We start from the raw sequence: 14588 nt of genomic DNA, 5'->3' as shown, positions 1-14588 counted from the left end.
TATCCCTCCCCATGATTTTCCGCCCGCTCGCCGCCCTGCTTCTGGCACTCCCGGCACTCGCCGCCGAACCGAACTTCCGCGTCTCCACCGTCGCCGATAACGGCATGCCGAAAAACATCGTCGCCAAAGGTGCCTCCTGGAACTTCGGCCCGGGTTCCCTTTGGACCCACAAAAGCTGGCAATATGCTGCCTACTGGGACGACCAACGACAGGTCTCCGTCGCACGTCGGGAGCTGCCCAGCGGCGACTGGTCCGTCATTTCCCTCCCCGGCTACAAGCGCAGCGAAAAAGGAGACCGCGGCAAGGGCGGAAAGATTTCACGAGGCTTCGGCGACGGGCACGAAAAGGTCTCCCTCGGTATCTCACCCGACGGCGTCATCCACCTCTCCTTTGATCACCACCTTTCCACCCTCCGCTACCGCAGCAGCAAACTCCCCGTTGCCAACGATCCATCCTCCCACCCCTGGACCTCCGATCTGTTCGGCCCCGTGGAAGACAATCTCGGTGGCCCGAAAATCACCTCCGTCACCTATCCATCATTCACCAGCGATGGCAGCCGCTTCTTCCTCTACCTCCGTCTCGGTGGCGGCTCAGGCAGCGCCAACTCCCACCTCTTCAACTACCGAGCGGGCAAGTGGACCATCAACACCGAAGCCGAAAGCAAGATCATCGACCTCAATTGGTCGGGCGGCGACGGCACCGTCAACGCCTACCCCTTCGGACTCGTCATTCATCAGGGCCGCATCCACCTCAGCTGGTGCTGGCGAGACACCCCGGACTCCAGCACCTGCCACGACCTATGCTACGCCTACAGCGATGATGGCGGCTCCACTTGGAAAAGCAGCGACGGCAATCTCGTCGCCAAGCGCGGCAAAACCTTCATCACCGCCGACACCCCCGGCATCAGTGCCTGGCCGATCCCCGCAGGAACGAAATATATCAATGGCGGCTCCATGAGCGTCGATCATAGCGGTCGGGTCCATGTCCTCGTCCGCGGAGAAAACGGGGATCCCGCCTACTTCCAGCGCGATCCCAAGTCCGCCGAATGGACCCGATCCAAAGCCCCCGTCCAGGGCAGCTTCGTTCGCGGAAAAGCGAACACCCTCTTCGTTCTCAATGACGGAACCCTCTATCAACTACCCTCAGCCCCGTCAGCCCCGTGGAGAAAAATCGCCACCGCCCCCGAGTCACTCTTCCGCAACTGCAAGCCCGGACGTGACGACTACCGCCCCGCCCATGACGCCTGGGTCTCCACCATCGGCCAGCAGGGCAAAAAGATCAGTGTCGTCGACTTCCCGCTCAACCCGGTAGAATAAACTCGAGGCCAAGGTTTTTTTCAGAGCCCTCCACACCCACCCAACCACCCCGCCGCTTCACGAAAATCATCGCGTGACGCGCTGCCATCGACCCGACACTCCCCAAGTCCAATCGCGTGAGGCGCAGCCTTTTACGCGACGACCACCCCGGGCCCCTCGCCCCCTCTACCGCGAACGAGCAAGCACACTCCTCGCCACCCCTTCAATGCCCTGAAGGGGCTACATATCATAGCCCGGGGTCGAGGAGCGTCAGCGACGACCACCCCGGGGTCCCCACGCCCCCTCTACCGCGAACGAGCCAAAAAACTTCCCACCACCCTTCCACTTTCCCGAAGTTCGACCTCTCCCGCACCGCCTCGCTCCGATCGCCGACTTCCTCTCGCCGAGGCAACTAGCCTCTACTGTCATTACACTTCCACCACCCTCCCCAACTTCGTCGACACCAACAAACACCTCACCTCCGCTCCCGGATAGACCTTCAACATCACTTTCTGATACGCTTCCATCTGCCCGCTATAGCGTTCCACCAACTCCTCTTCCGACGTCACCGCATCGGTCTTGAAGTCGATGATCTCGACCGACTTGCCCTCATCAAAAACATGCAGTCGGTCGATCACCCCGCTCAGCCACTTCCCATCAAGGATCGCTTCCACCTGCTGCTCCCGATACAACCGAGCATCCCTTCCGCTCCGCTCGAACAAACCACGCACTTCCGCCTTTTCTAACAAAGACTTCACCATCGCGCCGGCTTCGCTCTCCGGCAGTAGTGACTCCGCCTCATCGACCCACCCGAGCGTTTCAAAGGCCGCGTGCACCTCGCTGCCAAACTTCATCCCGGTCGGTGAAAGCGCGATCTTCACCGCGCCTTTCTTCTTCTCACCACTCGGCGTCGTCCGCGCCCGCAGCGACTTTGCTTTCGCCAACACCGGCGCGACAGCCGAGATCCGGATTTCACGCGCTTTGACCTCGTTTAACCAGGACTCATCCCCCACTTCGTCAATCACCCCGGCCTCGCGACCATCGCTGCCACAGGCCGCACGGATCAACTCCGCGGGCGACGACCAATTCGGTTCCTTTCGCGAGGTTGGCACTTCAGGCAACAGCACATAGAGCCCGCGCTTCGCCCGAGTCAGCGCCACATAGAGCAAACACATTGCTTCATACTGCTGAGCCTCACCCCACCGCGCCTCCGCCTCCCTCAATTCGGGACGCTGCGCCCGCACCCATTGCGCCGGCGGCTGAAGCAACCAGTCCGGCCCCACAGCAATCTCAAACTTACCGGCATTCGGCACCTGCTCGTCGCTGATTTCGGGAAGCACTACCACATCAAAGCCAAGTCCCTTCGCCTTGTGCATCGTCATCACCTGGACCGCTGCGGATCCCGGTTCCTGCGAGACCTCCAGCTTCTCAATCGCCGACAGGGCTTCTCGCGGTCCCCCGCCGCCATCGGCATCGAAGGCCTCCAGCGCGCGGATCACATCCATCGCCCGTCCATGACCAAACTCGGAGACCGTGTCACGCAGCGGAGAAAGCAGCCCTTCGAGCATCCCTCCGAATCCCTTGGACTCCACTTCCGTCAGCAAGCCTTCCCATCGTGCCTGCCAATGCACGCCGTAGCGTTCGCCGATCACGCCATCCAGCGGCGACATCGCCACCACCCCACGCTCAAATCCATCCGCCGGATCCGCCAACCACGCGATCAGTGCCCGCAGCGCCACGCCCACCGCATGATCTTCGGTCGGCCGGCGCCGACCTTCCTCGATCACCTGAAAACCTGCATCGCGCAAACGATCCGCCAGCTCGACCACCTGATCGTTTTTCCGCACCAGCACGCCGCAGCTCATCTCGCGCACGTCGACACCGATCTCCTTCAGCAGCTCGACCACCCGATCATATCGCGCTTCACTCTCCTTGCCCTCGCAAACCTCCACCCGCGTATAGCCACTCAGGGTTGGATTCGCCGGTTCATGATGCTCCCAGCCCAGTGCCCAACGCGTCGCCATCGACTCACCGAACAGCTCCCGAATCCCCGCCTCATCGCCACTGACCCGGTTCACCAGATCCAGCACTGCTCCACACGAGCGCCAGGAAACCGGCATCGATTCCTGACTCAGCCCGCCCTGATAGCGGTCGCGAATCTCATCGAACAACTTCACTTCACCCCCACGCCAGCCATAGATTGCCTGCTTGGCGTCACCTACGACGAACATCGTACCAAGATTGTCGCTTGCCGCCTCGTCGACCCATGGCATCAAGCCCTGCCATTGCGCCACGCTGGTATCCTGAAACTCGTCGAGCAGCCAGTGGTCGTAGCGCGCATCCAGCCGGAAATCCACCGCCTCGCGACGCAGCCGTCCCGATTCGCTTTTCAGCCATTCACCCATCAGCACCTTGATGTCATCGAATCCCAGCAAACCGCGTCGACGCAGCTGCCGTTCGCAAATCTTGTCGAAGTCACCGACCAATCGCAGCACCGCCCGCGTCCGCTCGACCGCCGCCGACAGCTCACAATCCACCAGCAACTTCATCAGGCCCTTCAGCCGATCCTCAAAGACGGGCCCCATCACAACTTCCTTGTAATGCTTCAGCACCAAAGCGCCGCTGCCCTCCCACTCCAGCATCCCCTTCAGGAAACCGCTGGCACTTCCCAGCGATCCGCTGCCGATCGTGTGCGTCTCGAGAGCCGTCAGCGCCTTTTCCATCGCTTCGTCTTGGCCTTTCCGTGTCCACTCCACATCCCGAGATGCCGAGCGCAATGCCTTCACCAGCTTCGATTTCTCCGCTTCCCAGGCATCCACCTCCGGCAAATTTCCAAAGGTTCGCGAGATCCCATCGAGCAACTGTGGCCCGCGCTCGCGCCACTTGTCCTGCCAGCCGTTGAAAAAACCTAACAGCAACTCAACCACCGCCTTCTGCTCGCGCCCCATCGTCGCCCGACGGAACGCCGCCAGAAACTCCTCGGCATTCTCATCCCACAAGGCATTGCCGACCAGATCGCCCAGCAATTCGTCCAAGCGAGCACGCCGCTGCGGACCTTCGAGCAACTCGAAGTTCCCACCGGTGATTCCCAGCTCATACTGGAACCCTCGAACAACCTTGGTGAAGAAGCTATCCATCGTTCCCAGCGCCAAACGCGGCAGGGATCGCACCACCTGCTCGAGCACTGTCATCGGATCGAAAGCACCACCCACCGCCTGCTCGACCTTGCTGCGTTCTCCATCGTCCAGTGCCGCATCCGCCAGCTTTTCCAGCACCGCATCCGCGAATTCGCCTGCCGCCTTGCGGGTGAAGGTCAGCGCCACGATCCGCTCGGGATCAATCTCGCCACGACCGACCAGACCGATCACCCGGTTGCTCAGCTGAAAGGTTTTTCCCGAGCCCGCCGAGGCCCGGATCATCAAATTCTTACTCAGGATTTCCATCGCTCCACTCGTTCGGGGTTTTCACCAGGTCGACAAGCTGACGGCCCACCGCCAGCGCTTCAAAATCATCATGCTTCGTTTTCTCCGCCGGCGGCCAGAACTCGCCGGCCTTCATCTGCTCCAGCACCCAGGCGGCACAGGCTCTTGCTGATTCCCGCTGCTCTTCATCAAAGGGGCCCCACCAGTTTTCTCCCGACTCTCCCTCGCTACTACCAAGAACATAGTAGCCCAAGTCGCTCACCTCCCCGAGCGCCACCGCATACAGCGGCACCTGAAGATCCCTCCAAAGGTAGTCACTCGCCTTCTTCGCCTTCCCGATCACCAACGACACCCGCGTGTCAGCGACCTCCTCGAGATGGGATGGAATCCGCGTCGCCGCCGTGATCTTCGTGAGATGCGAGGAGAACACCTTGTGGGTGCTCAGCTTCGCGAAGGTTTTGTAGTCCAGGACACGGATTGCGCCATCGCGTTCATCGATCCGGTCGACCGTGCCTCGCACCTCCACCCCGGCGATCTCGATTTCGAAAGGCTTCTCCACCGCCTTCACCCGCCAGCCCTCGACGTGCTGCACCGCCTGCCATTCGGAAAACCATCCCAGCCGTTGTTTCAAGCTCTCGCCCTGCAAGCGCGCCGCCAAGGGCACGCGCTCGCCAAAGCGCCGCGCCAACTGCGTCTCGACCTGCAACTCGAAGTACTCGCGCAAGGCCTCGACCTTGTTGAACTCCCGCGCCTCCGGATCATTCCCCCAGGTTTCCAGAATCTCATGCGCCACATTGCCGAAGTCGCGCGCGTTCCACTCGACCCGTTCCGGCTCGCTGCCACGCATGCCGAGACCGTGCTTCAGGTAAAAACGAAACGGGCAGCTCAGGTAGTCTTTGAAGGCCGAGACCGACAAACTCTGCTTGCCATCCTTCACCCGCACCTCGCGACGCTCCGGCTTCCATTTCCAATCGATCTCGAAAGCCACCCCCGCATCCGGCGGCTCGACCCCGGCGAACAACTGCTTCACCCGCTTCGCCAGTTCCTCGCCTTTCGCCGCCAGCAGCAGGCGCGAAGGCAATAGGGCATCGCCGTCGCCGCCCGACTTCGCCAGCAGCAAGTCCACCCGTCCATCAAGGCGCCGCGCTTCGATCGCCGCACGCAGCACAAAGGCATCGCGTGCCCCGCGCAGCGCCTCCGTACCCAGCCCGAGCTGCTTGCGAGCCCCTTCCGGCAACCATGGATTCGCACCGGCAGGCGCTGGCACACGGCCTTCGTTCAATCCACAAAGCACCAGGTGTCGACCATCGGCATGCAGCAACTCCAGCCACCCCTGCACATCCGCCACTCGTCCTTCCGGAACTTCGGCGGTCGCCCCTCTGAGTTCGCCCAAAACCAGATCCAGCCAGAAGGTTGAGGGTCGTTTGCTGCGACTCACCGCAACGCCCAAACGATCCACGAGATCCCGCAGATCCGTCCACTCGCCCTCCCCATCAACACGCTCTAACAACGCTGCCATCGCCTCTGGAAACGGCTGACGCATGAAACCATTCCGCCAGTTCATCAGACTGCTCAAAGTCTGCGCCGCCAGTTCCGCAAGCTCCACATCCTTTTCGCGAAGCCCATCCATCGCCGCCACCCGCGTGACGTCATCACCATCGCGAACCAACCACCCATCCCGAAGCTTCGAAAGCGCGTTGACCCGCTGCGCCCGCTTTCCACCCACCAGCGCCGAGGTCGACGAGGATGCCAACAAATCGATCGCCTCCGCCGCCTGGGGCCTCTGCAAAAAACGTCGCCAGGTTTTCAACCAGGCCCGCGCGCCTGCACCACTCACCGCGCCTGGATTGTGCACTTTCCACCCTGCCGAATGAAAGGCCCGGACCAGTTCACCGGTTGTTTCTTCATCCGCACAACCCAGCGCCAGCTCGTTCGACCCGGTGCTTTCGTTCGCCACCAAGGCCACCGCGCGTTGGGCCTGATGACGGGCGTGCGCTGTTAGTTCGACACCACCGACATCCGGCCAAGGCAGCTCACGCTGCTCCCACGCTTTCTGCAGCGGTCGACCCCAATCATCGAACTGCTCTGCCTCATCCTCAGGCGCCGCCACCAGACAAGTCACTTCGGCGTTCTCCAAGCGGCGCACCAGTGAGTCCGGAAAATCCCAGACTCCGGCAAAGACGATTCGTCCTTCAATTCCCGGCGCCTCCGCCAGCAATCGGTTCTCACCCACCACGCGCCATTCCCACAGTACCTGATCGCGTAGCTTTGCCAATTCCGCCAATCCCGCCCAGCGCTCAGCCTCGATGGTCTCGCTCAGCCACTTGGCCGCCGTGGAAATACTCAGTGTGTTTTCCCGCAGCGAGCGCTCCAAATCGACCATCGCCCGAGCCAGCGCCAACGACCATCCCGGCGCTTCACCCTCATTGGGAGCATCGCGGAATACGGCTTGGTAAGCCGACCAATCCGTCACTCTTTCCAGCGCCTCCACCCAGGCCGCCACCTCCACCGCCCGGCCCGCCGAACCTTCCGGCATCAGCAACTGGCCCGGCGTCACCACCTTCGGTGCCAGACATGCCCCCTTCTCCGCAAGCGCTTCGCGCAATCGCCGGCCACTTTGCGCCGTCGGCACCACCACCGTCATCTCCGGAAGCTCCACGCGACGTTCCCAAAGCCATTCCACCGCCCGCCCTAACAGCGGCTCACTCCAACCCAGAAACACACGACGATCCATTGGCGACAAACCTGATGTGCCACACCGCCCTGCGAAAGCAAATTCCCCCCAAGGAGCGGTGGTTTGCAACCACCGACGGAGCCCCAGCCGAGCAACTCCAGAGATCACTCCACCCCTCAAGCCTCCAACAAACCCAGCCTTCGGGGATTGCAAATCCCCGCTCCTTGCCCTCCAAGGAGCGGTGGTTTGCAACCACCGGCGGAGCCCAAGCCGACCAACCCCAGAAATCACCACAACCCTCAAGCCTCCAACAAACCCAACCCTTCGGGGATTGCAAATCCCCGCTCCTTGCCCTCCAAGGAGCGGTGGTTTGCAACCACCGGCGGAGCCCAAGCCGAGCAACCCCAGAGATCACCACAACCCTCAAGCCTCCAACAAACCCAACCTTCGGGGATTGCAAATCCCCGCTCCTTGCCAACCCCAGAAATCACCCCACCCCTCAAGGCTCCAACAAACCCAACCCTTCGGGGATTGCAAATCCCCGCTCCTTGATCACGCTCACTCTATGACTTGGGATGCGCTTCGCTATTTCAACGAGCTTGCTGACACCACCGTCACGAACAACCGGCTCCCCCATTGGAATCAAAGCGGCGCCAGCTACTTCCTCACCTTCCGCCTCGCCGACTCGCTCCCGTCCCATCTTCTTCACGAACTGAATGAAGAAAGGACCGCATGGATCGCCAAGCACCCCCAGCCGTGGGACCTCAAGACCGAAGCCGAATATCACAAGATATTCTCCGTCAAAGTCGACCGCTGGCTCGACGCCGGTTACGGCGAATGCCTACTCAAGCAAACACTGAACGCTGAAATTGTCTCATCAGCATTCCACCACTTCGACGCCGACCGCTACCTCCTCCACTCATTCGTGGTCATGCCGAACCATGTGCACGTGCTCGTCAGCACCGATGAGCTTCAAACCGTTGCCACCCTGATACACTCGTGGAAAAGGCATACGTCGCGCGAGATCAACAAAGCTCGGAATACGATCGGCCGTCCTCTTTGGCAAAGAGACTATTTTGACCGAATCATCCGCAACGCCCGTCACTTCATCCGCGTCGTCCGCTACATTCGCAGCAACGTCCGACAGTATCCACCTGCGATTCACTACGAATCGCCGTGGGTTCGAGAACTTGAGTAACAAGGAGCGGTGGTTTGCAACCACCGACGGAGCCCCAGCCGAGCAACCCCAGAGATCACCCCACCCCTCAAGCCTCCAACAAACTCAACCCTTCGGGGATAGCAAATCCCCGCTCCTTGATCACGAATACACCACCACCGGCCCCGTGCTCCCGCCCTGCACCCGACGCAGCTTCTCTACCGATTTCGCCACACACGCCGCCGCCTTCTCGACCTCATCCATCGTATTGAGCGCCGAGAAGCCAAACCTCAGACTGCTCTTCGCCTTCGCATCCGAAAAGCCCATCGCCTTCTGCACATGCGATGGCTGCTGCTTGCCAGTCATGCACGCACTTCCGGCTGAACAAGCCACCTCCATATCATCCAGCAAAATCAACAAGCCCGCCGCCTCGCATCGATCGAAGGAGAGATGCGTCGTTCCCGGAAGCCGATGAATCAGGTCCCCATTCACCGTCACCCCCTGAACCATCTCCACCAGCTTCGACTCAAACGCATCACGCAAGGACACCACCGCTTTCATCCTCAAATCCAGGTCTCTCATCGCCAGCTCCGCGGCCTTCCCCATTCCGACAATACCGGCCACATTCTCCGTCCCGCTCCGACGGTCCTTCTCCTGGCCACCGCCACGGACCATCGGTTCAAAACGACACCCGCTTCTAACAAACAAGGCCCCCACGCCTTTCGGGCCATGAAACTTGTGCGCACTGAGTGAGAGAAAATCCACCGCCAGCTCCCGCACCTTCACCGGAATTTTCCCGACCGCCTGAATCGCATCCGTATGAAAGGCCAAGCCATTTTCGCGCGCGATCCCACAGGCTTCGGCCAGCGGTTGAATCACTCCCGTCTCATTGTTCGCCCACATCACCGAGGCAAACCCGCCACCTTCCTTAGCCGCCTCACACGCCTTCCGAAATTCATCCAACTCAAGCCGCCCCCCAGCATCCACGCCGCAGCGATCCACCGCATAGCCAACTTGTTCAAAAGTCTCCACCGGTTTCAGCACCGCGCTGTGTTCAATTGCCGTCGTCACCACTCGGCCCGTCTTGCGTCCGACCAAGCGCGCCAACCACTTCAACGCCATGTTCGTGCTCTCGGTGCCTCCACCGGTAAAAACGATTTCATCCGGGCTCGCACCGACAAGCGCCGCCACCTGCTCACGTGCCGCCTCGATCGCCTTCCGGGCCTCCTTTGCCCCCCGATACGACGCGTTGGGATTGCAGGGGTTTTCCGTCATCCACGGCATCATCGCCTCCACCACCTCCGGCAGCATCGGCGTCGTCGCATTCGCATCCAAATAGATCACGCCGCCAAGCTAAACACTTCCCTTCTCGCCCGCAAGCCACGCAATCAAACGTCCCAAGAAGCGATTGATTCCAGCCACCGGGCAAACCCGGCGAGCCACCCTCGATTCCTCATCACGTTGGAAGCAAACCCATCAACCCTCGGAGCCATCAGCTCCCTGCTCCTCGACGGGAATCACGGGCGCCACTTCCTCCTCATGCACCCATCCCTGCAGCGAGCCACTCGATCCTTCCACCCAGTAGAAATGATTCTCCACACGACCGAGATGGACTTCCCGGCCTGTTGAAAGCGTTCCACGGGAGTCCGCCTTTTCGAATGGCGACAACTTCACCGTCGCCGGATCGGCCAAAATGATTCCACGTGGTCCGGACTCGTCTTTATGTTTCAGAGGCCCGAGCACCAGCTTGAGCAGAACTCCGCTGAGCAAAAACACCACCATCGCCCATCTCGCCTTCTTGCCGTAGCGAACCATCAGAAATGCACAAACCGGCCAGAGAATTGCAGTTAAAATCACAAGCATCGCCTGCCGGTCGGGCGAGACATTGGCAAAGAATCCCCACCAGCCATTCGGCTCGGCTTCGGAAAACACCGCGACCTGATCCTGGGCCAACTTCAATTTCGAACGCAGGCTCAAATCCCCGGGGTCCAGAACGAGCGCCCGCTCGAATGCCAGAATGGAACGGCCATAATCCTCCAACCGGAAGTAAGCGCTGCCCAAATTGTTGAGCACCGACACTCGCGGCCCCTCATTCTCGAGCAATTCTTCATAGAGCGACACCGCTTCCTCGAACTGACCGCTTTCATAAAGGCGATTCGCCTCATCGAAGGATTCATTCCCCTTGGCCAGCGCGCCCAGAAACAGCATCAGCACGATTGCACAAAACAGCTTCATTACGCAGCCTTCCTCCTTCCTTCTTCTAACAGCTTCTCCAAACCCCGGTCCAGCCTGGCCTTCCATTCCCGCAGTTCACCAGCGGCATCCGACCGACCGGAATAATCGATCCGGTCGGCCTCCTTGAGGATCTCCATGAGCTCGTCGTCGTCGAGATTCTCAAGATCCGCCGAGGTAACCGCCTCCGGCCGAATTCCCGTCCTCTCGGCCACGCGGATCCGTATCGCATCGCGCGCCGCCATGAAGAATGCCAGTTCGTCACCGCCATGGATCGCACGCTCCGCCGCCGCCATTGCGTCACGGATCGCCGCCTCGTTCGCCATACGAGTCAGTTTTTCGTGATCAACCGCCCGCCGAGCCCAGGCACCATAGCCGAAGATCCCCAGTGTTAGAACCATCGAGCCTCCTAACAGAGGAAGAAACCATCCCCGATCTTCGATCGGAACATAGGACTGAACCCGCCCCAGATCCGTCCGAAGCGGGGCGAGCTTCGGATCCTCTGATTCGACCTTTTCCGCCTCCTTCACCTCCGCGGCCTCGGCAGGCTTGGCCAATTCTCCGGTGATCGAGACCGTTTGAGGGTCGGACACGGCGCTCTGATACTCGCCTTTCTCAGGATTGAAGTAGCTGAAACCGAAGCTCAGTTGCCCCTCCCCCGGAACCAGCGGCACGGTGTTGAACTGAAAGCGCTTCGACCCTGCGAAAGCCGCCACATCACCCGCCGAAAACTCGCTCGTGCCATCGTAGACCTTCCAATTTTCCGCAGGCAGAGGATGCGGCTCCTTCAGCAACGAGAAATTCCCCTGCCCCTTCAACACCGCCTGCACCCGGACCGGTTCGCCGACTTCCAGCGCGCCTGGCAAGCTCACTGACTCAAACTCAAATTTCCCGATCGCCCCGGTGAAGTCGTCCGGCCGCCCCGCTTTCGGAAGCTCCACCACATCGAGTTCTGGAGGATTCTCGGTGGAGAGCACCACATCCTTCTGGATCATCGGGGCAAAGAAATCATCCAACATCGACCGGCGTCGTCTCGCCGATTGATCACGGATTCCCACCCGCGCCTCCAGCCCGAAGCTCGCCGGATACTTGCCCGCCTTCGTCGCCGACAGCCCCCCAAACCATGTCACGACCCGGTAGCGCTTTCCATTCACCACCTCCGTCGACTGCTGCGGCTCCTCTGTTAGATTATGGAGCGTGAAGGCCGAACCCTCGGGTCGCGGCGGGCTATTCAGGGAAACCTGCGTCTCCATGGGAAAGAAGGCGCGGATGCGAACCGGTGCGATTTCGCCCGGGTAGACATGGTCACGCTCCTTGGTGGCCAGCTGAAATGTGAGATAACCAAAGTCTCCCGCTTCCGCCTCGGTCTCCGCCGTATCCTCCTTCTCGCCCATCCCTGCAGGCGCGCCATTTGCACCCGGCCTGACGTTTAACTTGAAGCTCTCCGTCCGATACTCCTCGCCATCGACTTTCACCGTTGCCGGTGGAATCTCATACTCCCCGGCCTCCATCGAGCCGACAACGTAGGTGAACGACACCGAACGGCTCATCTTGCCGTTTACGATTCTCATCTGATTGGATTTTCCTCGCTGATTGATGATCAGATTCTTCACCTTGGGAAACGACGGATTGTTCTCCGGGGATCCTCCTTCCACGACAATTGTCAGCATCACACCCTGACCGGCCTCTACCGAATTGTCGGAGAGTTCCGCGCTGACTTCTGCCGCCTGCAGCGTGCAGAGCGCGAGCATCACCAGCGCGATCAATGACCGAAGCATGAACATCACCATGTTTTCTCCTTAGCGTTACGAGCCTTCCTCCGCTCGGCATTCTGTTCCGACAAGGGTGCCGGCACCACGATCCGCTCGTCATTTGCCAGCGACTCCAAGAGGCGGATCGCCTCCTCCCTCGACATCTCGCCCTCTTTCCGAGCTTCACTCATCGGCTCACCTTCCCGGGCTTCCTGCTCATCCTGACGGGCCTCGCCCGGATCGCCCTCGGCAGGCTGCTCCGGCTCCCCGTTAGACTGATCCTCCTGACCCTTCGCGCCCTCATTTTCCTGCTCCTGTTCTTCCTCACCGCCCTGCTGATCCTGCTGATCCTGCTGATCCTGCTCACCCTGCTGTCCGTCCTCTCCCTCCTGTTGCTCTCCGTTCTCACCGGATTGCTCCTCTTGCTTCTGCTCATCGCCGTCCTGCCCCTCTTGCGGTTCCCCATCCTGATTCTCTTGCGGCTCCCCATCCTGGGAATCTTCAGATTTCTCCTGCTCGTCCTGGTTCTGCTGCTCGTTCTGATTTTCCTGCTCCTGCGGTTGCTGCTCCTTCAGTTCCTCGAGCTTCTTCTTCACGAAGTCGCGATTGAACTCCGCATCCTCGTCCGCCTCATTCAGCGCCAGCGCATCCTCGAACGCCTTCACCGACTTCTCCCAGCTCTCGATCGTCTTCTTCGGGTCCTCCTGCATCAATCCCTGCCCCACGCGATAGAGCGAATTACCAAGGTTATAGTAGGCCTTTCCCTGAACCTCAAGATCCGAGGTCGAAAGCGAGGCCTTCAACTTCTCGGTCGCTGCCTCATATTCGCCATTCTCATAAGCCGTCGTGCCCTCGTTGTAATCGGCCACCACATTCGAGCGACCCTCCATCATCGAGATCCCCCACGCAAACATCACCGCTGCGACCGGATGCACTCGTCTCGCCGCCGAGACCAACTCCTTCCTTTTCCCTTCACGCTTCCGCTCACTCATCACCGTCTGGATCAATAGCATCAAAATCGCAAATCCCAATGGCCACTGGAAACGCTCAAGCGGAATCTGCTCGAGCTTCTGTGCCAGTTCGCTTTTGGGAACCAAAGCCAGGCGCTGCTGATAGATCGAGTCCAGTCCTTCAGCTCCACGACCTAGCGGCACATAGAGGCCACCGGTCGCCTCCGCAATCTTCTCCAGGGTTGCCGAATCCAACTTTGTTCTCACCTCCTCGCCATTTTCATCCGTCAAATAAGTCTGCCTCCCATAGCGATCCCGCACGGGAATCAGCTGACCATCCGCCGCACCCACACCGACCGTGTAAATCGTCGTCCCCAGCTCCGCCGACTCTTCAGCAGCCTTCAATGCCGCTCCTTCCAGGTCCTCACCGTCAGTGATCAGAACCAGCAGTCGTTGATTGTTTCCCTCCTCATCAAACAAGCGGTCCGCCTCCTTGATCGCGCTCGCCAAATCCGTGCCCGGCCGAGGAATCAAGTCCGTGTTGATCGAATTCAAAGACTCCCGAAAGGCATCGTAGTCCAGCGTCAACGGACACAGCGCAAAGGCGGTCCCGGCAAACGGAATCAATCCCACCCGGTCCCCTTCGAGCTGCTCGATAAAGTCAATCACACCCATTCTCGCCCGCTCCAGGCGGTTCGGTGTTAGATCCTCCGCCAGCATGCTGCGCGAGGTATCCACTGCAAAGAGAATGTCGATCCCCCGACGCTTCACTTCGCGCCATTCGTAGCCGAACTGCGGGCGCGCCGCCGCCAGTGCCAGAGCCATCACCGCCACCAGCCACAGCACCCGACGCGTCCAGCGCAGGCCCGACGACCACCCGGCCACCAGCCGGGAGTGAAAACGTGGGTGTGCCAGTTTGACGAGATCCGCCCGTCGCCGCCGATCCGCCCGCAGGAACAGCAGCACCCCAAGCACCACCAGAACCACCCCAACGGCGATCCAGATCGGCTGTGCAAATTGAAGTGTCTCTTCGTTCATCATCTTAAAAAATACTCTTACTCATCCTATCCACCTGTCCACCATAGCCTTGGCGACGGTGGGCCTTGGT

The 14588-nt window shown here is 60.4% G+C and carries 8 protein-coding genes; 2 read left to right on the top strand and 6 right to left on the bottom strand.

The window, feature by feature from the left end; all coding sequences use genetic code 11:
* Nucleotides 1-11: 11 nt before the first annotated feature.
* A complete protein-coding gene (locus tag ACFQY0_RS04465; protein ID WP_379709592.1) occupies nucleotides 12-1316 on the top strand; it encodes a BNR repeat-containing protein in 1305 nt (434 codons plus the stop codon).
* 407 nt (nucleotides 1317-1723) lie between these two features.
* Here ACFQY0_RS04465 and ACFQY0_RS04460 read toward each other — a convergent pair whose 3' ends face one another.
* On the bottom strand, nucleotides 1724-4738 hold the full coding sequence (locus ACFQY0_RS04460; protein WP_379709590.1) for a UvrD-helicase domain-containing protein: 3015 nt from the start codon (nucleotides 4736-4738) through the stop codon (nucleotides 1724-1726).
* Nucleotides 4722-7451: a PD-(D/E)XK nuclease family protein gene (locus ACFQY0_RS04455; RefSeq protein WP_379709587.1), complete on the bottom strand. Its 2730-nt coding sequence runs from the start codon at nucleotides 7449-7451 to the stop codon at nucleotides 4722-4724. The genes ACFQY0_RS04460 and ACFQY0_RS04455 overlap by 17 nt, the downstream gene beginning before the upstream one ends.
* Before the next feature lie 505 nt (nucleotides 7452-7956).
* Here ACFQY0_RS04455 and ACFQY0_RS04450 point away from each other — a divergent pair.
* Nucleotides 7957-8589, top strand: coding sequence for a transposase (locus ACFQY0_RS04450; protein WP_379709584.1), 633 nt, complete (start codon nucleotides 7957-7959; stop codon nucleotides 8587-8589).
* A gap of 120 nt (nucleotides 8590-8709) precedes the next feature.
* Here the strand turns inward: ACFQY0_RS04450 and ACFQY0_RS04445 are convergent, their stop codons facing one another.
* The 4 genes from ACFQY0_RS04445 to ACFQY0_RS04430 form a co-directional block, all read right to left on the bottom strand.
* A complete protein-coding gene (locus ACFQY0_RS04445) occupies nucleotides 8710-9891 on the bottom strand; it encodes a cysteine desulfurase family protein (RefSeq protein ID WP_379709581.1) in 1182 nt (393 codons plus the stop codon).
* 132 nt (nucleotides 9892-10023) lie between these two features.
* Nucleotides 10024-10782 (bottom strand): tetratricopeptide repeat protein, encoded by a 759-nt coding sequence (locus ACFQY0_RS04440; protein WP_379709578.1) that lies wholly within the window; start codon nucleotides 10780-10782, stop codon nucleotides 10024-10026.
* Nucleotides 10782-12557, bottom strand: coding sequence for a BatD family protein (locus ACFQY0_RS04435; protein ID WP_379709576.1), 1776 nt, complete (start codon nucleotides 12555-12557; stop codon nucleotides 10782-10784). The genes ACFQY0_RS04440 and ACFQY0_RS04435 overlap by 1 nt, the downstream gene beginning before the upstream one ends.
* Before the next feature lie 5 nt (nucleotides 12558-12562).
* The gene (locus ACFQY0_RS04430; protein ID WP_379709574.1) at nucleotides 12563-14521 is read right to left on the bottom strand and encodes a VWA domain-containing protein; all 1959 of its coding nucleotides are present in this window, start codon (nucleotides 14519-14521) and stop codon (nucleotides 12563-12565) included.
* Nucleotides 14522-14588: the final 67 nt, after the last annotated feature.

Source organism: Haloferula chungangensis, assembly GCF_042664875.1.
In the GTDB taxonomy this organism is placed as follows: Bacteria; Verrucomicrobiota; Verrucomicrobiia; order Verrucomicrobiales; family Akkermansiaceae; genus Haloferula; species Haloferula chungangensis.
This window is presented reverse-complemented; position numbering and strand designations above follow the sequence as displayed.